General features: G+C 62.0%; 13 protein-coding genes and 1 pseudogene. 9 read left to right on the top strand and 5 right to left on the bottom strand.

Translation table 11 applies throughout. The features are described 5' to 3' along the window. Window positions 1-6 precede the first annotated feature (6 nt). Both J7E41_RS00590 and J7E41_RS00585 read right to left on the bottom strand, forming a co-directional pair. Window positions 7-1980, bottom strand: coding sequence for a MacB family efflux pump subunit (locus J7E41_RS00590; protein WP_214989473.1), 1974 nt, complete (start codon window positions 1978-1980; stop codon window positions 7-9). Further along, on the bottom strand, window positions 1981-3153 hold the full coding sequence (locus tag J7E41_RS00585) for an efflux RND transporter periplasmic adaptor subunit (RefSeq protein WP_214989472.1): 1173 nt from the start codon (window positions 3151-3153) through the stop codon (window positions 1981-1983). A 273-nt stretch (window positions 3154-3426) separates the two neighbouring features. On the opposite strand from J7E41_RS00585, the gene J7E41_RS00580 reads away from it, so the two are divergent. Beyond that, a complete protein-coding gene (locus J7E41_RS00580; protein WP_285229482.1) occupies window positions 3427-3909 on the top strand; it encodes a sigma-70 family RNA polymerase sigma factor in 483 nt (160 codons plus the stop codon). 126 nt (window positions 3910-4035) lie between these two features. Next, a complete protein-coding gene (locus tag J7E41_RS00575) occupies window positions 4036-5373 on the top strand; it encodes a lysine N(6)-hydroxylase/L-ornithine N(5)-oxygenase family protein (RefSeq protein WP_214989471.1) in 1338 nt (445 codons plus the stop codon). 629 nt (window positions 5374-6002) lie between these two features. Here the strand turns inward: J7E41_RS00575 and J7E41_RS00570 are convergent. After that, complete coding sequence (locus J7E41_RS00570; RefSeq protein WP_214989469.1) at window positions 6003-6944, bottom strand: SphA family protein; 942 nt, start codon at window positions 6942-6944, stop codon at window positions 6003-6005. Window positions 6945-7146: 202 nt separating this feature from the next. Here J7E41_RS00570 and J7E41_RS00565 point away from each other — a divergent pair, with 202 nt between their 5' ends. The 6 genes and pseudogenes from J7E41_RS00565 to uvrA all read left to right on the top strand — a co-directional run bounded on the left by J7E41_RS00565 (window position 7147) and on the right by uvrA (window position 16686). Then, window positions 7147-8184 (top strand): AraC family transcriptional regulator, encoded by a 1038-nt coding sequence (locus J7E41_RS00565; RefSeq protein ID WP_214989468.1) that lies wholly within the window; start codon window positions 7147-7149, stop codon window positions 8182-8184. A gap of 77 nt (window positions 8185-8261) precedes the next feature. Next, window positions 8262-8879 (top strand): transcriptional repressor LexA, encoded by a 618-nt coding sequence (gene lexA / locus J7E41_RS00560; protein WP_214989467.1) that lies wholly within the window; start codon window positions 8262-8264, stop codon window positions 8877-8879. Further along, window positions 8879-9496 carry a translesion DNA synthesis-associated protein ImuA gene (gene imuA, locus J7E41_RS00555; protein ID WP_214989466.1) on the top strand — a complete coding sequence of 206 codons (618 nt, stop codon included), beginning with the start codon at window positions 8879-8881 and terminating at the stop codon, window positions 9494-9496. Before lexA ends, imuA begins: the two co-directional genes overlap by 1 nt. A 7-nt stretch (window positions 9497-9503) precedes the next feature. Next, window positions 9504-10918 (top strand): annotated as a pseudogene (locus tag J7E41_RS00550) (Y-family DNA polymerase). Further along, the gene (locus tag J7E41_RS00545; protein ID WP_214989465.1) at window positions 10894-13992 is read left to right on the top strand and encodes an error-prone DNA polymerase; all 3099 of its coding nucleotides are present in this window, start codon (window positions 10894-10896) and stop codon (window positions 13990-13992) included. The pseudogene J7E41_RS00550 and the gene J7E41_RS00545 overlap by 25 nt, the downstream one beginning before the upstream one ends. Window positions 13993-14154: 162 nt before the next feature. Next, complete coding sequence (gene uvrA, locus J7E41_RS00540) at window positions 14155-16686, top strand: excinuclease ABC subunit UvrA (RefSeq protein WP_214989464.1); 2532 nt, start codon at window positions 14155-14157, stop codon at window positions 16684-16686. Window positions 16687-16859: 173 nt separating this feature from the next. Here uvrA and tkt read toward each other — a convergent pair whose 3' ends face one another. Next, complete coding sequence (gene tkt / locus J7E41_RS00535) at window positions 16860-18923, bottom strand: transketolase (RefSeq protein WP_214989463.1); 2064 nt, start codon at window positions 18921-18923, stop codon at window positions 16860-16862. Window positions 18924-19111: 188 nt separating this feature from the next. Between tkt and J7E41_RS00530 the strand changes: the two genes are divergently transcribed. Continuing rightward, window positions 19112-19333, top strand: coding sequence for a DUF465 domain-containing protein (locus tag J7E41_RS00530; RefSeq protein ID WP_214989462.1), 222 nt, complete (start codon window positions 19112-19114; stop codon window positions 19331-19333). Window positions 19334-19500: 167 nt separating this feature from the next. Here J7E41_RS00530 and hglS read toward each other — a convergent pair whose 3' ends face one another. After that, the gene (hglS, locus tag J7E41_RS00525) at window positions 19501-20889 is read right to left on the bottom strand and encodes a 2-oxoadipate dioxygenase/decarboxylase HglS (RefSeq protein ID WP_214989461.1); all 1389 of its coding nucleotides are present in this window, start codon (window positions 20887-20889) and stop codon (window positions 19501-19503) included. Between the last annotated feature and the right edge of the window lie 65 nt (window positions 20890-20954).

The following is a 20954-nucleotide window of genomic DNA, read 5'->3' as shown; positions in this document are numbered from 1 at the left end:
GGTCGTTTATTCACTGGTCAACGCCTTTACCGGATCAAGCCGGGCAGCTTTGCGGGCCGGCATAAAGCCGAATACAACACCGGTGACAAGTGCGCAGCCAAAGGCGCCGAGCACCGCCAGCAGGGAAAATTGCACCGCCACTTCGGCGAGGATCAGCACGCCGCCGACCATCAGCGCCAGGGCGACACCACACAGGCCGCCGACCACCGAAAGCATCACGGCTTCGGTGAGGAACTGGCGCAGGATGTCGCGCTGGCGTGCACCGGTCGCCATGCGGATGCCGATTTCCCGGGTGCGTTCACGCACGGTCATCAGCATGATGTTCATCACGCCGATCCCGCCCACCAACAGAGAAATGGCGGCAATCGAGCCGAGCATCAACGACAGGGTATTCTGCGTGCGCGCCTCGGCCTGGATCATGGCCGCGTAGTTGGTCACCACGAAGTCGCGGCGGCCGTTGTGCAAGCCCAACATCAGTTCATCGATGGCCTGTTCGGTCTGCTTGACCTGGGAGGCGTCGGCGGCCGCGATGGCCACATACTGCGGGTTCTGGCTGCCGAACAGGCGGATGCTGGCGGCGGAGTAGGGCACAGCAATCCGGTCGTCGCTGTCCTGATCGCCCGAGCTGGCGCCTTTTTCCTGGAGCACGCCGATCACCTGGAATGGCACGTTCTCGATCAGGATGTACTGGCCGATGGGGTCACTGAAGTCCTTGAGCAGTTTGTCCCGCACCTTCTTGCCGATGACGGCCACGGCGGTGGCGCTGTCTTCGTCGGCCTGGGTGAAGTAGCTGCCTTCGACCACCGGCCAGTTGAAGATTTCCGGGAAGTTGATGCCGTTACCGCCGACATAACTGGCGTGGTCGGCATTGCCGAAACGCACCGTGGCCTGCGAGCCGTTGACCGGCATGATCATTTTCACCTGGGGCAACATTGCCACGGCGGCGACGTCGGTCAGGCTGACGATGCCCCTGGGCGCCCGCGGGCTGGAGGACAGGCCGCTGAGGTAGAGAATGTTTGAGCCAAAGGCGCCCATCTGCGCCATGACCTGGCGCTTGCTGCCTTCGCCGACGGCCAGCATCACCACCACCGAGGCCACGCCAATCACGATGCCCAGCAAGGTCAGGGCGGTACGGAAGCGGTTGATCCACATCACACGCCAGGCGGCGTGCACGGCGTCCACCAGTTCACCTTTCCAGGCACCGTTGTGCTCGCTGCCGTCTTCCAGGCGCTGGCGCAGGTCGACGGCTTGCAAGGCGTCGGCGTTGGCGCTGTGTTGCACCTCGGGATGGTCGGCGGCGGTGTCGCTGATGATCAGCCCGTCGCGGATTTCGATGACGCGTTTGGCTCGCGCCGCCACTTCGCGGTCGTGGGTAATCAGGATCACCACGTGGCCCTGGGCCGCGAGTTCGTCCAGCAGCGTCATGACTTCCGCGCCGCTGTGGCTGTCGAGGGCGCCGGTGGGTTCGTCGGCAAGAATGATATGGCCGCCGTTCATCAAGGCTCGGGCAATCGACACCCGTTGTTGCTGACCACCGGACAGCTGATGCGGGCGATTGCCGGTGCGCTCGCCCAGGCCCAGGCGTTCCAGCAGGGCGGTGGCTCGGGCGTGACGTTCAGCGGCCGGGATACCGGCATAAATGGCCGGCATCTCGACGTTTTCACGGGCCGACGCGGCGGGGATCAGGTGGTAGCCCTGGAACACGAAACCGAAGGCTTCGCGTCGCAGCCAGGCCAACTCATCGCTGTCCAGTTGCGCGACGTTTTCTCCGGCAAACAGGTACTCGCCGCAGGTGGGGCGGTCGAGGCAGCCGAGGATGTTCATCAAGGTCGATTTGCCGGAGCCGGACGCGCCGACAATCGCGACAAACTCGCCGGCATGGATCGACATATCAATCCCGCGCAGTACTTCCACCAACGGCGCATCGCCGCCGCCGTAGGACTTACGGATGTCCGACAGGGTGATCAGGGGCGTTTGCATTCAACCTCCGCTATTGGCGGCGGGGCCGATCAGCACATGCTCGCCCTCGGCGAGCCCTTCAACCACTTGGATGCGCAGTCGGTCGCTGAGGCCGGTGCGCACCTGGCGTTGTTCGATGTCACCATTTTTGGCCACCACCCGGGCCTGCTGCAGTTCGGTCCCGACACCGCCCTTGAGAGCGGCGACCGGCGCGGTTAACACGTTCTGCGCACGGCCGGCGACGAAAAACACTTGAGTGGTCATTTCGGCCATCAAGGCGTGATCTGGGTTGTCGACATCCAGCAGCACGGTGTACAGCACCACGCGGCCACTGCCGCTCTTACTGCTGCTGGCAGGGCTGCCGTTGCCTTGGCTGGTTTCATTCAGTGGTTTGGGCGGCACCGGCAGGATCTGCCGCACGGTGCTGGTCCAGCGCCGGGCGCCGCCGCTGAGGGTGGTGAAGTAGGCATGCATGCCGGGTTTGACGTGGCCGATATCCGCCTCGGAAACCTCGGCCCAGACGGTCATCGGCGACAGCTTGGCGATACGCAGGATCAGCGGTGTCTGTTGCTGGGCGTTGAGGGTCTGGCCTTCCCGGGCGTCCACTGCGACCACGGTGCCACTCATGGGCGCATAGATGCGGGTGTAGCCCAGCTCGGCTTCGTCGCTGCGCAAGCTGGCCTGGGCCTGGCGGATCTGGGCCTGGAACATGTCGACCCGCGCCTGGGTGGCGCTCAGTTCGGCCTTGGCGGTTTGCACATCTTCTTCACGGGTGGCGTTGCCGGCCGCGAGTTTTTGCTGACGCTGGTACTTCTGCCGCGCCAGTTCATGCTGGGCCCGTTGTTCCTGCAACTGGGCCTGCAGGTTTTCGATGGCGTAGCGGCTTGCGTCCAGCTTGGCCTTTTGCGTGGACGGGTCGATCTCCACCAGCAATTGGCCTTCTTTGACCTCGGCGCCAGCCTCCACGTGGATTTTCTGGATCTGCCCGGAGGCCTGGGCGCCGACATCGACGTAGCGCCGGGGTTGCAGGGTGCCCAGGGCGGTGACGCTGCTTTCGATATCGCCACGGGTCACGGTGACGGTCGCCAGTTTGTCCCGACCCGGTGGCAGGACCTGCCAGGCGGCGACAGCGATAACGGGGATCAGGCACGTAATGACAAGCAGGGCGCGTCGGGCGGGTCGAGGATGTTGCATGCTTAGGTTCCAGCCGGGAAAGAACGGGCCGCAGGTGCGGGAAGCTGCAAGGTAAACGAGAAAATTGCCCGGCAATTTAGGCTGTTACATATGCGGTTACAGGTGTTGCAGAGAAATAAATGGGCCGTTGATACAAGTATTATTTAAATCTAGATGAGAATTACTATAAATTACACACACTCAAACTGCCATCATCGAAACGTATCGCTGAATTGGCTGTTGTCTTCGCACTCAAGGACCTAATGCCGCTATCCATTCAGGCGGTCGGGAGTCATGTTGGAAAACTACTATCGTGAGCTGGTGTGTTTCCTTAACGCCAAGCTGGGCAACCGCCAGGTGGCCGAGGATGTGGTGCATGACGCTTATGTGCGGGTGCTGGAGCGGGCCAGCGATACGCCGATCGAACAACCGCGCGCCTTCCTTTACCGCACCGCCCTGAACCTGGTGATCGACGGCCATCGGCGCAATGCCCTGCGCCAGGTTGAGCCATTGGATGTACTGGACAGCGAAGAGCGGTTTTCCACGGCTTCCCCTCACGCCAGCCTGGATCATGGCCAGCGCCTGGAGATGTTGGAGCGCGCTTTGGGGGAATTGCCGGCAGCCTGTCGCAATAGCTTTCTACTGCGCAAGCTCGAAGGTTTGTCCCATCTGGAAATTGCCGAGCGCCTGAACATTTCCCGCAGCCTTGTGGAGAAACACATCGTCAACGCCATGAAGCACTGCCGGGTGCGGATGCGTGAGTGGGACACGCACTGATTGCGTCGCGGCTAAATTTTTTTTCATTGTCCTCGTTTCCTATCAACACACGACCTGTTGTTCTGCCTACAGGTCTCTGAGGCTTTCCCGCCCCACCGCCACGGGGCTTATCCAGAGGACACTGGAATGACACAGGCAATTGCATCGCCCGCGGTTCACGACCTGATCGGTATCGGTTTCGGCCCTTCGAACCTGGCGCTCGCCATCGCCCTGCAAGAGCGCGAGAAGGCCCAAGGCAAACTGGACGTGCTGTTTCTCGACAAGCAGGCTGACTACCGCTGGCACGGCAATACCCTGGTAGCCCAGAGTGAATTGCAGATTTCCTTCCTCAAGGACCTGGTCACCCTGCGCAACCCCACCAGCCCTTACTCCTTCGTCAACTACCTCAAGGCCCATGGCCGCCTGGTGGACTTCATCAACCTGGGAACCTTCTACCCGTGCCGGATGGAGTACAACGACTACCTGCGTTGGGTGTCCGGCCAGTTCCAGGCACAAAGCCGTTATGGCGAGGAAGTGCTGGCCATCGAGCCGATCCTGCATCAGCAGCAGGTCGAGGCGCTGCGGGTAATTTCCCGGGATGCCCAGGGTGAGCAACTGGTGCGCACGGCCCGTTCGGTGGTGGTCAGCGCCGGCGGGACGCCGCGTATTCCACCGGCGTTCAAGGGCCTCAAGGAGGATGGCCGAGTGTTCCATCATTCCCAATACCTGGCACGCATGGCCCAGCAGCCGTGCGTCGATGGCAAGCCGATGCGCATTGCGATCATCGGCGGCGGCCAGAGCGCGGCCGAAGCCTTTATCGACCTCAACGACAGCTTCCCGTCGGTGCAGGTGGACATGATCCTGCGGGGCTCGGCCCTCAAGCCGGCCGACGACAGCCCGTTCGTCAACGAAGTGTTCTCGCCGGAATTCACCGACCTGGTGTTCCAGCAAGCCAGCGGTGAGCGCGAGCGCCTGGTCAACGAGTACCACAACACCAACTATTCGGTGGTGGACCTGGACCTGATCGAGCGCATCTACGGTATTTTTTATCGCCAGAAAGTCTCGGGTATTGCCCGTCACGCCTTCCGTACCCTGACCACTGTGGAAAAAGCCAGCGCCGGCCCGTTGGGTGTCGAGTTGGCGCTGCGCAACAACGCCACCGGGGAGGCCAGCCTCAACCATTACGACGCGGTGGTATTGGCTACCGGGTATGAGCGGCAGATGCATCGCCAGTTGCTGGCGCCGTTGCAGGAGTACATGGGTGAGTTCGAGGTCAGCCGTGACTACCGCGTGGTGACGGATGAGCGCTGCAAGGCGGGTATCTACATGCAGGGGTTCAGCCAGGCCAGCCATGGTTTGAGCGACACGCTGTTGTCGATCCTGCCGATTCGGGCGGACGAGATTGCAGCGTCGTTGTATGAGCATGACCGTAGTCGTGGGCAGGGAAGGTCGGTGCGGGATTTGTTGTTGGCTACTGCTAGTTGAGTGGGGTTGGGTTGGGTGGATTGGGGGGGGTATATCCGTTGCTGCGGTAACGGCCACTGTTGGTTCCACCCTGACGGCGGGTCACTTTGGAAAAGCCCCAAAGTAACCAAAACGCTCTTGCCCCACCACTCGGTGCCTCGCCTGGGCTCGGCATGCCCTCACTCCGGCATTGCCATCGTGGTTTAACGGGGCGCCCAAGATCAAAAACAAAGCGAGGCGGCCTAGTAGCCGACCTATTCTTTGAAGCGTATGCGTTTCTTCCTCCCCACCCTCGCGTAGCAGCTGTCGAGCGCCAGCGAGGCTGCGTGCTCTTGATCTGCTTTTGATCTTGATCTTGATCTGAGGCGCCCCGTTAAACCACGCTGGCCGAACGCAGGTATTACGCAGTGGGTAAACCGGCAGGACGCCGGTTTAGCCGCGTTGGGCCATGGATGGCCCGTCGCGGCGGCCCACGGAGTAATGCCTGCGTTCGGGCACACCGAGCACTAGCGAGGTGCCGAGTGGTGGGGCAAGAGCCCTTTTGGTTACTTTTGGGGCTCTTTTCCAAAAGTGACCCGCCGTAAGGGCGGAACCTGAGGAGGCCGTTACCACAGAAATGGATATGTACCCCAGCCCAGCCCCCCCCCGCATTACAGCGCAAACGGAATCGTCAACTTAGCCCACAACATATCCCCCTCCGGCCGATTCTTCACATCAAACTCCTTGGCCCACCGCACCTCCGCACTGGCGTACTTGAGAAAAGTGAAATACACCGCCGGACCTATGGCAAACACCTGCCCCTTCACCCCGTCATCAACATCCTCCCCGTAGATATTGACCACCGTACGCCCATATTGCTTATCGTCAGTGGTCTGCTTGAGGTAGTACCCATTCACCCCCAGGCTCAGGTTGTCGGTCACTTTGTAGCTGGCCGAATAATCAAAGTGGAAAATCTGCCCCGAGCGGTAATGGGTATCAGGGTTTTCCTTGTTGAAACTGTAGGTGGTCTTGATCGACAGCTCGGTACGCTCATTAGGCATCCAGGTCGCGGACACCAGCGGTTTGTAGGTGTAGAAATTGTTGCTGGTGTTGGCCAGCCGCGTGGCGTCGTACTCGCCGGTGGGCAAGGTGATCTCCAGGGCCGTCGCCAGGGTCAGGTTCTTGCCCATGTCCCAGAGGATGATGGGGGCCAGGGTGGTATCGCCCATGCTTTCGCGCTGGTCAGACATGTCGAACATCGACACTTGCTGTTTGATCCAGGGTTGGGCGATGTAGGCGCCCAGTCGCCCGCCGAACACCCGCACCGGGCTGAGGTAATCCAGGCGCGGGATGACCGCATCGGATTGGATATTCACCCCCGGCACCTTGCCGCCCAGGGAACTGATATTGAGCTTCCTGGCTTCGTAGTGGTTGTAGTAGAGGTTGAACGCGAACATGTGGTCCGGCAGGTTGTTGACGTCCAGCGGCAAGATGTAGAAGCCGTCGGTGCCGGGGCCGATGTTGTCGACACCGCCTTCGGTGGCCAGGGCCGGCAGGCTGATCAGGGTCAACAGGGCGAGTTGCACGGGGCGAAACGCACGGATCGGTTTCATGTCTGGGCTCATTATTATTGTTAGGGGGACGCTACCTATACAAATAAGCCCTTGGCGCCCAACGGGGCAGGGTATTGGCGGCCAGATAGGGGGACTTTGGCGGACAGTCTTTATCCAGAGTGCGGCGAATCTGGCAAGCGCCTATGATTGTCAGGATGTTTCTAAAACAACAACCGAGCACTCAGTCGGGAATCGAAGATCCATGCAAAGCAAAGCCGTTGATCCGCACTATGAACTGGCTCTGGTTTCGCCATTTCTCCTGCAAACCCTCGGGCAAGTCGTCGCGCAAAAGGGCGCCAGCGCCGAGCATTTGTGTCGCGGCCTGGGGTTTACCCTCGATGACCTGGATGACCCGGCCCAGCGGATTTCCTATCGCCAGGCGGTCACCATGATTCAGCGTGCGCTCAAGGTCTTGCCCGATCAGGGATTGGGTTTGTGTGTGGGCAATCAGAATGTGCTGGGCACCCTGGGTCTGCTGGGGCACGTGATCTCGCTGTGCAAGACCCTGCGCGATGCATTCGCCGTCGGCGAGCGTCATCAGCACACCTCCGGTGGCATTGCCACCACGCGTACCCACGAAAGCGCCGACGAGGTGTTTGTCGATATCGAATGCCTGTTGCCCTACGCACAGGTGCAAATGTTTGCTGCCGAAGAGTTCTTCGCCAGCCTCATGGTCTATGGCCGGGCGTTGGTAGGCGCCGACTTCATGCCGCAGCGGGTGGAGTTCATGCATGCCGCGCCGTCGTATGTCGCCGAGTACATGCGGCTGTTCGGCGCGGATGTGCGTTTTGGTTGCCTGCACAACCGCATGGTCCTGGCCCGCCATTGGCTGGACGTGCGCTTGCCCAATCATCATGCCCTGGCGTTGCGCCAGGCCCTGGAATTGCTGGAGCTGGAAAGCGCTCAGTTGCACCAGAAGATGGACTTGATCCAGGCGGTAGAGCGCGCGATTTCCCGTGACTTGCAGGGCAGCCAGCTGGAAAAGGTCGCCGGTGACTTGAACATGAGCGGCCGCACCTTGCGCCGGCGCCTGACTGAGCATGGGCTGACGTTTGAAGGGTTACTGGAACATGTACGGCGCGCACGTACCATGGGGTTGTTGAGCAACCCGGGGCTGTCCATCGAGCGCATCACCGAGGTCGTGGGTTACAGCGATGTACGCAGTTTCAGGCGGGCGTTCAAACGCTGGACGGGGCTGAGCCCCAGCGCGTTTCGCAGTGAAGGAGGAGGGGTAGTGTGATGTTGGGGCAGCTCTTGGCGGGCTGATATCCCCTCCCGACTGGCGGCGCTTGTCAGCGATTTCCTGAAAGAGTACAAATGTACTCCATGACGACTCTATCTCCCCGCCGCTCCGCCATCCTGACCTTCATCCGCGACCGTATCGCGCAGCAAGGCCAACCTCCCAGCCTCGCCGAAATCGCCGAGGCCTTCGGCTTTGCCTCCCGTAGCGTCGCCCGCAAGCATGTGCTGGCCCTGACCGAAGCCGGTTTTATCGAGGTCAACCCCAATCAGGCCCGCGGTATCCGCCTGCTCAATCAACCGCTACGGCCCGAATGGCTGGACATTCCTGTCCTCGGCCGAGTAGCGGCAGGCCTGCCCATCGGTGCCGACGCCGAAGTCCACAACCGCCTGATGCTCGACCCGGCCACTTTCGCCCGAGTGCCGGATTACCTGCTGCGGGTCCAGGGTGACTCAATGATCGAAGACGGCATTCTCGATGGCGACCTGGTGGGCGTACGTCGCAGTGCCGAGGCCGTGAATGGGCAGATTGTGGTGGCGCGCCTGGACGGTGAAGTCACCATCAAACGCTTTGAGCGCACGGGCGAAAACGTACGTCTGCTGCCACGTAACCCGGCTTATGCGCCTATCGTTGTCCGGCCCGATCAGGACCTGGCCATCGAAGGCGTGTTCTGCGGTCTGGTGAGGCAAGGTTGATGAGCGCCGTTGTTGCCCTGGACTCGCTGTTCAATGGTGGTCGAGTCTGGAAGGGCCGGCCCGTTGCGCCACCGGCCAGCGTTCATGCCACCGGACTCGCCGCCCTGGATGCGGTGCTGCCTACGGGTGGCTGGCCGGAGTCGGCCTTGAGTGAAATCCTGGTAGCCAAGGAGGGTGTGGGCGAGTTGCAACTGGTATGGCCGACCCTGGCGCGACTCTCGGCGGCGGGGGAGCGAATTGTGCTGGTGGCACCGCCCTATATTCCCTATCCCCATGCCTGGCAGAACGCCGGTGTGGACCTGCGCCAGCTCTCGGTGATCCGGGCGGATGAGCGCGATGCCTTGTGGGCCGTGGAGCAATGCCTGCGTTCCGGCAGTTGCGGGGCGGTGCTGTGCTGGCCGCGCAAGGCCGACGACCGAGCCTTGCGTCGCTTGCAGGTGGCGGCGGAAACCGGCCAGACCCTGGCGTTTGCCTGGCGCCCGTTAAGTGAGACGATCAACCCATCGCCGGCGGCTTTACGTCTGGTGGTCGAGGCCAGGCCCGCTCAGGTGCGGGTGCTCAAGTGCCGGGGCGGGCTGGCTCACCCGGCGCCGATTGCTCTTGCGCTCGGGCACTGAGGTTGGCATGCGCTGGGTCTGTATTGTCTTCCCGCAATTGGCGCTGGACGGGGTACTGCGCCTGCGTCCCGAACCGGATCAGCCATTGGCATTGCTGGCAGGTACTCCGCAGCGACGGATGCTGCAAACCGTCAACGAGGCGGCGCGCAAGTTGGGGCTGCGCCCAGGCCAGTCCCTGACGGCGGCCCATGCCCTGACCAAGGCCTTCGCCTGCGCCGAATACGATCCGGTGGACATCGAGCGCTGGCAGCAATTTCTTGCCGCCTGGGCCTACCGTTTCAGCTCCCAGGTCAGTGTGTTTTACCCGCGTGCCCTGTTGTTCGAGATTGAATCGAGCCTGGGTCTGTTCGGGCCATGGCCACAGCTCGAAGCACGCCTGCGCAAGGAGTTGACGGCGCTGGGCTTTCGTCACCGCATCGTCGCCGCCCCCAACCCGACCGCCGCCCGGGTGCTGGCCAATGTCTACGATGGTGTGGCCGTGGCGGATGATGAAGTGCTGCAACAGGCCTTGGGCCCGATTCCCATCGACCGTGCAGGCCTCGATCCGCAAGCCGCCACCGCCTTGTTGCGGATGGGCCTGCGCACCCTGGCTCAGGTGCAAGCCTTGCCCCGGCATACCCTCGCCAGGCGTTTCGATGCAGCATTGCTCAAACACCTGGATGCGCTGTCCGGCCAGCGCCCACTGGCCCTGGCTTTCTACCAGCCACCGGACCAGTTCGATGCACGCATCGAATTGAATTTTGACGTGCTGTCTCATCAGGCGTTGCTGTTTCCGCTGCGTCGCCTGACGGGCGATCTGTCGGCGTTTCTGTGTGGTCGAGACAGTGGAGTGCAGCGTTTTGACCTGCATCTGGAACATGCCGAAGAGGCGGACACGCTGATCAAGGTTGGCCAGCTCAGTGCCGAACGTGATCCGGCGATGTTATTCGAGCTGGCCCGAGGCGCCTGGAGCAGGTCCAGGTGACATCACCGGTGCGCGGCTTTCGCCTGACGGCCCAGGACCTGCCGGTGTTTGTGCCCCAGCGCCAGGACTTGTTTGATGAACGCCCACAACAAACCCTGCCTTGGGAACAGTTGCGCGAACGCTTGCGGGCGCGCCTGGGTGACGAGGCGGTACAAGGCTTGCGTTTTCAAGCCGATCATCGTCCGGAATGTACCTGGCAACCTGGCGTCGACAGCCGGGCGTGTCCGCCCTTGAGCAAGGTGCAACGGCCCGGCTGGTTGTTGAGTGAGCCCATGGCATTGGCCGAGCAGGGCATACAGGTTCTTAGGGGGCCGGAACGCATTGAATCCGGCTGGTGGGACGGTGCCGATGTGCGCCGTGATTATTACCTGATCCAGACCCGCGCGGGCCAACAAGGCTGGGCCTATCGAACCGTGGGCGAAAGCGGTGCGCTGTGGCTGCAAGGCTGGTTTGCATGAACCCGGATTATGCCGAGCTGCACTGCCTGTCCAATTTCAGTTTCCAGCGCGGTGCGTCCAGCGCCCGCGAGTTGTTCGAGCGGGCCCGGCAGCAAGGCTACCAAGCCCTGGCAATCACCGATGAATGCACCCTGTCGGGCATCGTCCGCGCCTGGCAGGCGGCCAAGGAGGTCAAGCTGCCGTTGATCATCGGCAGTGAGATGCGCATCGAGAACGGCCCCAAGCTGGTGCTGTTGGTGGAAAACCTGGAGGGTTATCAGCACCTCTGCCGGCTGATCACCCTTGCCCGGCGCCGTGCCGAGAAAGGCCATTACCGCCTGCTGCAAGAGGACTTCGCCGATCCCGTGCCGGGGTTGTTGGTGTTGTGGGTGGCCGAAGAGTCCGACACCGAGGCCCACATCCAGTGGCTGTGCAGTACGTTCGCCCAGAGAGTGTGGCTGGCGGTGCAGCTGCATTGCGGCCAAGATGATGCCCGTCTTCTTGAGCAACGCTTGAAGCTGGCGGCCCGTTTGCAGATCCCGGCAGTCGCCTGCGGCGATGTGCATATGCATGTGCGCAGCCGTCGTGCGTTGCAGGACACCATGACCGCGATCCGTCATCACGTGCCGGTCGCCGAGGTGGGCGCGCGCCTGTACCCCAATGGCGAACGCCACTTGCGCAGCCTTGACGCCCTGCGCGCCCTGTATCCGCCGCACTTGCTGGAAGCGTCGTTGAGCATCGCTCGTCGTTGCACGTTCGACCTGGGCCAACTGCATTATCAATACCCACGGGAGCTGGTGCCCGAAGGGCAGGACCCGAAATCCTGGCTGCGAACCTTGACCGAGCAGGGCATGGTCCAGCGCTGGCCGAAAGGTGTCGAGGCCAAGACTCTCCAACAAATCAACAGAGAGCTGGAACTGATCAGCGAGCTGGGTTATGAAAGCTATTTCCTAACGGTGCATGACATCGTGCGCTTTGCCCGCAGCCGTTCAATCCTCTGCCAGGGCCGTGGCTCGGCCGCCAACTCGGCGGTGTGCTACGCCCTGGGCATCACTGAAATCGACCCGAGCCTGATGAACATGCTGTTTGAGCGCTTCCTGTCCCGAGAGCGCAACGAGCCGCCGGACATCGACGTCGATTTCGAACACGAGCGCCGGGAGGAAGTGCTGCAATACGTGTTCCAGCGCTATGGTCGCACCCGCGCTGCCTTGACGGCGGTGGTCAGCAGCTACCATGGTGCCGGCGCGGTGCGTGACGTGGCCAAGGCCCTGGGCCTTCCGCCGGATCAGGTTAATGCGCTGGCTGATTGCTGTGGGCGCTGGAGCGATGAAGCACCGCCCCTGGAGCGCCTGCGTGAGGGAGGTTTCGACCCCGACAGCCCGGTGCTGCGCCGGGTGCTCAGCCTGACTCAGCAACTGATTGGCTTCCCCCGGCATCTGTCCCAGCACCCCGGTGGTTTCGTGATTTCCGAACACCCGTTGGACACCCTGGTGCCGGTGGAGAATGCCGCCATGGCTGAGCGCACCATCATTCAATGGGACAAGGACGACCTGGATGCCGTCGGCCTGCTCAAGGTCGATATCCTGGCCTTGGGCATGCTTAGCGCCATTCGTCGGTGCTTCGACCTGCTGCGTCGTCATCGCCACCGTGATCTGACCCTGGCGGAAATTCCAAAGGAGGACCCGGCCACCTACGCCATGATCAGCCGCGCCGACACCATTGGCGTGTTCCAGATCGAGTCCCGGGCGCAGATGTCGATGCTGCCCAGGCTACGGCCGAAGGATTTCTATGACCTGGTGATCGAGGTGGCCATCGTCCGCCCCGGGCCGATTCAGGGCGGCATGGTGCATCCATACCTGCGTCGGCGGAACAAGGAAGAGGAAGCGACCTATCCGTCTGCGAAGCTCAAAAGCGTGCTCAAGCGCACCTTGGGCATTCCGCTGTTCCAGGAGCAAGTGATGCAGATCGCTATCGTCGCCGCTGGCTACAGCCCCGGTGAGGCCGACCAGTTGCGTCGCTCCATGGCTGCCTGGAAACGCCACGGTGGCCTGGAGCCTCATCAGGAACGACTGCGCAGCGGCATGGTGGAAAGAGGCTACAGCGAAGCCTTTGCCGCGCAGATTTTCGAGCAGATCAAGGGCTTTGGCAGCTATGGTTTTCCGGAGTCTCACGCGGCCAGCTTCGCCTTGCTGACCTACGCCAGTTGCTGGCTCAAATGCCATGAGCCGGCGGCGTTTGCCTGCGCCCTGATCAACAGTTGGCCCATGGGTTTCTACAGCCCGGACCAGATTCTCCAGGACGCGCGTCGTCATCACTTGCAGATTCGCCCGGTGGACGTGAGCACCAGTGACTGGGATTGCAACCTGGAACCGATCGAGGGCCAGCAGCCGGCAATCCGCATGGGGCTGCGCATGGTTTCGGGGTTTCGTGAGGAGGATGCACGGCGCATTGAAGCCGCGCGCCAGGGCGGTGAGTTTCTCGACATTGCCGACCTTGGCGAGCGCGCCCGGCTGGACGAGCGCGCCCAGGAGCTGCTGGCGGATGCCGGTGCGTTGCGCAGCTTGGCCGGGCACCGATATCAGGCGCGCTGGGAAGTGGCCGGGGTACAGCGGCAGATGGGCTTGTTTACCGGCGTGCCCAGCCCCGAAGAGTCTGTGGTGGCGTTGCCGCAACCGACGGTAGGCGAAGACCTGCAGGCCGACTATGCCAGCGTCGGTACTACCCTGGGCCCACACCCGTTGGCGCTGCTGCGTGATGAACTGCGCACGCGACGTTGCCGCAGTTCCCGGGAGCTGCTGACAGTGGAGCATGGGCGTCATGTCAGCATCGCCGGCTTGGTGACCGGCAGGCAACGGCCTGGGACCGCCAGCGGAGTCACCTTTGTCACCCTGGAAGATGAGTTCGGCAATATCAACGTGGTGGTTTGGCGCGACCTGGCAGAGCGCCAGCGCCAGGTGCTGGTAGGGTCGCAGTTGCTCAAGGTAGACGGGCGCTGGGAGGCGGTGGGGGAGGTCCGGCACTTGATCGCCGGGCGCTTGAGTGACCTGACGCCATTATTGGCCGGGATCAATGTGCGCAGTCGGGATTTCCATTGAGGTTCTGGCCATGCGCCTTGCCCGTTCATGGCCGCATAAGCTATATGGATTGCCGCCAGTGGCCGTGTTGCTCACCTTGAATTACACGCAGGGGGCACAGCGATTGAACGTTCGCTTGCCTTTCTCGATCAACACCTGGACTCACCCCTTATAAGGTTGACCATGACTTCACAGCGCAACTTGCCGCCAGACACCGCGTTATCCAACCCACGCACGGGCTTCGTCCGGGTGCGGGGCGCCCGGGAACACAACCTGCGCAACATCGACGTGGACATTCCCCGAGATGCCCTGGTGGTGTTTACCGGGGTATCGGGATCCGGCAAGTCATCCCTGGCCTTTTCCACTGTGTATGCCGAGGCCCAGCGCCGCTATTTCGAATCGGTGGCACCCTATGCCCGACGCCTGATCGATCAAGTGGGCGTGCCGGACGTGGACTCCATCGAAGGCCTGCCACCGGCCGTGGCCCTGCAACAACAGCGGGGCACGCCGAGCACGCGGTCGTCGGTGGGCAGCGTGACCACCTTGTCGAGCCTGATCCGCATGCTGTATTCCCGCGCCGGCAGCTACCCGCCGGGGCAGCCGATGCTGTATGCCGAGGACTTTTCCCCCAACTTGCCCCAGGGCGCCTGCCCGCAATGCCATGGGTTGGGCCGGGTGTATGAAGTCACCGAGGCGTTGATGGTGCCCGATCCGTCCCTGACCATTCGCCAGCGGGCGGTGGCTTCCTGGCCGCTGGCGTGGCAGGGGCAGAACCTGCGGGACATTCTGGTAACGATGGGTTATGACGTCGACATCCCGTGGCGCGATTTGCCGAAAAAACAGCGGGACTGGATTCTCTTCACCGAAGAAACCCCAACCGTGCCGGTGTACGCCGGCCTGACCCCGGCGCAAACCCGCGATGCCCTCAAGCGCAAGCTGGAGCCCAGTTACCAGGGCACGTTCAGCGGGGCCCGGCGCTATATCCTGCACACCTTTACCCATTCCCAAAGCGCGCTGATGAAAAAGCGTGTCTCGCAGTTCATGCAGGGCAGTCCGTGCCCGTTGTGCGAGGGCAAGCGCCTGACTCGGGCGGCGTTGTCGGTGAAGTTCGCAGGTTATGACATTGGCGAGCTGTCACAGATGTCATTGCTGCAACTGGCCGAGATGCTGCGCCCGGTGGCCGAGGGGCAGGACAAGGGCAAGTTGTCGGTGGAAAAACGCCTGGCCGCCCAGCGGATCGCCCAGGATTTGCTCGAGCGGGTCAGCACCCTGACCGACCTGGGGCTGGGTTACCTGGCCCTGGAGCGCAGCACGCCGACCTTGTCTTCCGGTGAGTTGCAACGCTTGCGGCTGGCCACGCAATTGGGTTCGCAGTTGTTCGGGGTGATCTATGTGCTGGACGAGCCCTCGGCCGGCTTGCATCCTGCTGACGGTGAGGCGCTGTTCGCGGCGCTGGATCGATTGAAGGCCGCGGGCAACTCGTTGTTTGTGGTGGAACACGACCTGGAAACCATGCGCCGTGCCGATTGGCTGATCGACGTTGGCCCTGCGGCGGGTGAGCATGGCGGCCAGGTACTCTACAGCGGCCCGCCAGCGGGCCTGGCTCAGGTTGAGGCGTCACAAACCCGCGAGTACCTGTTCGCCGAGCAGCGCCCGGCCGGCCGTTCGCCCCGTCAACCGACAGGCTGGTTGAGCCTGGAAGGGGTGAGGCGCAATAACCTGGATGACGTGAGTGTGGACTTCCCGTTGGGTTGCTTTACCGCCGTCACCGGGATCTCCGGTTCGGGCAAGTCCAGCCTGGTCAGTCAGGCGTTGTTGGAGTTGGTGGGCGCTGGGCTGGGTCGTATGGTGCAAGCCGAAGAGGACGAGCCAAGCCTTGAGGATGAGCCTGTGCAAACCAGCGGCGGCCGTATCAGCGCCGGGCTTGAGCACATTCGACGCTTGGTACAGGTGGACCAGAAACCCATCGGCCGCACGCCGCGCTCGAACCTGGCGACCTACACCGGTCTGTTCGATAACGTGCGCAAACTGTTCGCCGCCACAACAGCGGCGAAAAAACACGGCTACGACGCGGGGCAGTTCTCCTTCAACGTCGCCAAAGGCCGTTGCCCGAACTGTGAGGGCGAAGGTTTCGTCAGCGTCGAATTGCTGTTTATGCCCAGCGTGTATGCGCCGTGCCCGACCTGTCATGGCGCGCGCTATAACCCTGAGACCCTGGCGATTACCTGGGAAGGTTTGAACATCGCTCAGGTGCTGGGGCTGACCGTCGAGCAAGCCGTGGAGGTATTTGCCGAACAATCCGGCGTCTTGCGCTCGCTGCAAGTGCTGAGGGATATCGGCCTGGGCTACCTGCGACTGGGGCAGCCGGCGACTGAGTTGTCCGGCGGCGAAGCCCAGCGGATCAAACTGGCCACCGAGCTACAGCGCAACGCTCGGGGCGCCACCTTGTATGTGTTGGATGAACCGACCACCGGGTTGCATCCGCGAGATGTCGACCGCTTGCTCAGCCAGCTCAACCATCTGGTGGATGCGGGGCATACGGTGATTGTGGTGGAACATGAAATGCGGGTGGTGGCCCAGAGTGACTGGGTGATTGATATTGGACCGGGGGCGGGCGATCGAGGCGGGAAGGTTGTGGTGAGTGGGACGCCGCAAAAAGTCGCCCGGAGTAAGAGCAGTCGTACCGCACCGTTCCTGGCGCGGGAACTGCCCTGACCTTCGATATGACTGGGCCATTGTGGCGAGCGGGCTTGCCCCGCGTTGGGCTGCGCAGCAGCCCCAGTAAGGTCATCGAATTCTTTCAGACAGAACTCTCTGTGACAGAATTTAGGGCTGCTGCGCAGCCCAACGCGGGGCAAGCCCGCTCGCCACAAAGTGGCACTCATTGATTAGTGGTTACTGTGTCGAACCTGCTCCTTGGCCACCTTCACCACATTCTCCAGCGTAAACCCGAACTTGGCCTGCAACTTGGCCAACGGTGCCGAAGCCCCGAAGCTGTTCATTACCACCTTGGCCCCGGTTTGCCCGACATAACGGTCCCAACCCAAGGGGCCGGCCTGTTCCACCACCACCCGAGCTTTCACGGCCGGCGGCAAGACGCTGTCGCGGTAGGCCTGGTCCTGTTCCTCAAACAACTCCCAACTGGGCATCGACACCACCCGCGCCGCTACCCCGTCCGCTTTCAACTGCTCATAGGCGTCAACGGCCAGGCTGACCTCGCTGCCGGTCGCCATCAGGATCACCTCGGGCTTCTCGGCCCCGGCCAATACATAGGCCCCGCGGGCAGTACCCGATGCTGCTGCGTATTTCGTGCGATCCAGCGTCGGCAGGTTCTGACGCGACAGCACGATACAACTGGGGCGATGGGTCTGGGCGAGCGCGATCTTCCAGGCCTCCAGGGTTTCATTGGCATCCCCCGGACGCAGGGTCAGCAAGCCCGGCGTGGCGCGTAGTTGACTCAGGTGTTCGACAGGCTGGTGCGTCGGGCCATCTTCGCCCACGCCAATCGAGTCATGGGTAAACACAAACACCACCGGCAGTTCCATGATCGCCGCCAAGCGGATCGGCGGTTTCATGTAGTCGCTGAACACCAGGAAGGTCGAGGTGTAGGGCCGCAAATAAGACAGCGCCATCCCGTTGGCGATGGCACCCATGGCGTGCTCGCGGATACCGAAGTGCAGGTTGCGCCCACTGTAGTCCTCGGCACTGAAACGCCCGGCACCGTCGAAGGTCAGGTTGGTCTTGGTGGAAGGCGACAAGTCCGCCGAGCCCCCGAGCAGCCAGGGAATCTGCTGGGCAAAAGCGTTCAACACTTCGCCACCCGAAGCACGGCTGGCCAGGCCTTTGGCATCGCAAGCAAAGGTCGGCAGGCGGTCGCCCCAATGCTCGGGCATCTCACCTGCGCGCATACGCCGCAGTTCATCGGCCAGTTCCGGCTCGTGCTGTTCGAGCTGGGACAAGGTTCGCGACCATTGCTCATACAAGGGCTGGGCGCGTGCCACCAGCGCATCGTGCAACACGCTGCGGGCTTCGTCCGGAACCAGGAAGCTTTCGTCCTCGGGCCAACCGTAGGCTGCTTTGGTCAAGCGGATTTCATCCACGCCCAAGGGCTCGCCATGGGCAGCAGATGTATTGTGTTTGTGGGGTGAACCGTAGCCAATCACACTGTCGACCACGATCAGCGTCGGCGCTCCGGTGTTGGTCGTGAAGGTGTCCAGGGCATCACTCAGGGCTTTGAGGTCATTGGCATCGGTCACGTGCAAGGTGTGCCAGCCATAAGCCTGGAAGCGCGTGATCACATCTTCGCTGAAGGCCAATTCGGTGTGGCCCTCGATGCTGATGGTGTTGTTGTCATAGATCCAGCACAGGTTCGCCAGCTTCAAATGCCCGGCCAGTGACGCGGCTTCGCTGCTGATACCTTCCATCATGTCGCCGTCGCCGCACAGGGTGTAGACGTTGTAGTCGAACAACACCTTGCCGTCCCGGTTGAAGCGCTGACCCAGCCAGCGCTCGGCCATGGCCATGCCGACGCTGTTGGCACAACCCTGGCCCATAGGTCCGGTGGTGGTTTCCACCCCGGTGGTCATGCGGTATTCCGGGTGGCCTGGCGTTTTGGAGCCCATCTGCCGGAACTGCTTGATGTCTTCAAGGCTGATGGCCGGGTTACCGGAGCGCTTGCCGTGCTCATCAATCTCGACCACGCCGGCCAGGTGCAGCAGCGAATAGAGCAACATCGAGGCATGGCCCACCGATAATACGAAACGGTCACGGTTGGGCCAGTCGGGATGCTCGGGGTGATAGCGCAGGAAGCGGTTCCACAAGGTATAACCCACCGGAGCCAGGCCCATGGGCGTGCCGGGGTGGCCGGAGTTGGCCTTCTGCACGGCGTCCATGGCCAGGGTGCGAAGGGTGTTGATGCACAGGGTGTCGACAGCGTTGGCAGCGTGACTCATGGAACCTGTCCTCCTCGGGTGGCGATCTACAGTGGAAGGCAGGGCACGGCAAAGGTTTTGTCTCATGACCCTTCCTGCGACGAACGGGGCTGCAAACGCGACAGCCTTGATCTCAAACATGACAAGGGCCCCTCCGATAGGCTAGCTTCAAAGGGCATCAGCCATTGATCAACTTGCGGAGGTACGCCATGCCAGTGAAACACGACCTGTATCAGGACCTGGGTTTGAGCAAGGAAGTTGTCGACGGGCGCCGGGCAGAGAATCCCCATTTGAATGCGCTGCTCGATAAATACAAAACTGTCGATGAACAGGTATTGAGCGCTGAAAAGGCGGCCGGCAGTGATGATGAGTTGAAGAAGTTGAAGGAGAAGCGCTTGCTCGTTAAGGACGAGATTGCCAAGTTGTTGTAAGCGGCATACCTCTAATGTGGGGACGTGGTACTGCCGCTCCCACATTTGTTCAGAATTCTCCGAAGGACAGCATCCCCTTCACTGCCTATCATGCCAATCGTTCGCCCGACCCTGGGGCTCGTTTACGGCGCAAGGATTGCGCTGTGGCGTCGGGCGAACTCCTTACCTCACGCCAGTGCCGGCAAGCCCAATGCTTGCGCACACATCATGATCGACCGCTGTTGGGTTTCCCCGTACAGCTTCAACTCATCAATCGTCTGGCGCCCCAAGGCCTTTTCAAACTCCGCTTGATTGGAGTTGGCTGCGTAGTGACTTTGCGCCGCATCCCCCAGGTTCGACTGGAAAATACCCGCCGCGCTCACCGGCAGGAAGTCCTCATACACCAACGGCTCCACATCCACATGCCCGGCCTCGATCAAAGCACCCAATGTGCGTGGCACGCCTGCCCGACCCTGTGCCGCAAGCCCCTTATCGGTCACGAAATAACGAAAGAACGCCAGTTCCTGTTCGCGCATTTGCCGATGATCATCCGGGAAGGCCCGGAAGTGCTGTTCCATCAGTTCGGTGTAGCGCCCGGCATTGGCTTCAGTGGGGAATGCGCCCAGTTCATCCCGCACCGCATTCAGTAGTTCGTCGTACAAGGCCCGGCCTTTGGGCGTCAGCGCCACGCCGCGCTGTTCGATTTCGCCGAAGCGCGCACTGTGGCTGCCCTTGGCGTCGGTAAACGCAATGGCTTCGTCCAGGGCCTTGAAGCTGGTTTGGCGCAGCAGGATAGGGCATTGGCGGCGAGGCGGGCCTTCAATCACGGCTTTGGGGGTGATGCCTTTGCCGGGCATGGCGGCCTGTACCTGGTCGATGTCCAGGGTGCGCGGGGTCAGGTGATTGATGTGTGGGCCCTTGAAGGCCACCACGTCGGCGATCAGCCGGTGTTGGTCGCTCAACTGCTGGTATTGCGTGGCGCTGACGGTGGCGGTGTGGTGCCAGCGGAAGGTTTCCAGGGCTTGCTGGGTGAAGGCTTCGGCATCGGCGGCGTTGAGGCCACCGTCTTTTTCCGCTTGTTCGATCAGTGCCAGTGCACCTGGGGTGAAAATCGAACGTTTGGCCAGTGCGGCCTGGGCGAACGCCCGCAGCTCGGGGTTTTCGATCAGTTCCAGGCGCAGCAACGAGGTGAAGACCCGGAATGGGCTGGCTTGCAATGCGCTTTCATGTACGGCGCGAAAGGCCGTGGAATGCACCGGAACCCCGGCCGGGGTCAGGTCGTAGTAGCCCACCGGCTGCATGCCCATCACCGCAAACAGGCGGCGGATGGTAGTCAGCTCTTCGGCGGTGCCCAGGCGGATGGCGCCGTGGCGCTCCATGTCCAGCCGCTGGATTTCACCGGTGCGCTGCAGCTGTTGTGCCAGGGCTACGTCCGTTTCCAGAACGCGCGCATTGGTCTCGGCCACCAACTCCATCAAGGCGCCATACAGCGGCACTTCATCTCGGTACATGTCGGACATGGCTTTGGAGAAGCCTTTACGGATCTCGTCAGGACTGACATGGCGGGCAGTTGGCATAGAAAAATTCCTGGCAGCGGTTTAGAAAGGCATGGCCGTTTCCGCGATTTTGTTGGGTGCATCGG

Origin of the sequence: Pseudomonas fluorescens, from assembly GCF_018614655.1 — a bacterium.
In the GTDB taxonomy this organism is placed as follows: domain Bacteria; phylum Pseudomonadota; class Gammaproteobacteria; order Pseudomonadales; family Pseudomonadaceae; genus Aquipseudomonas; species Aquipseudomonas fluorescens_BX.
This window is presented reverse-complemented; position numbering and strand designations above follow the sequence as displayed.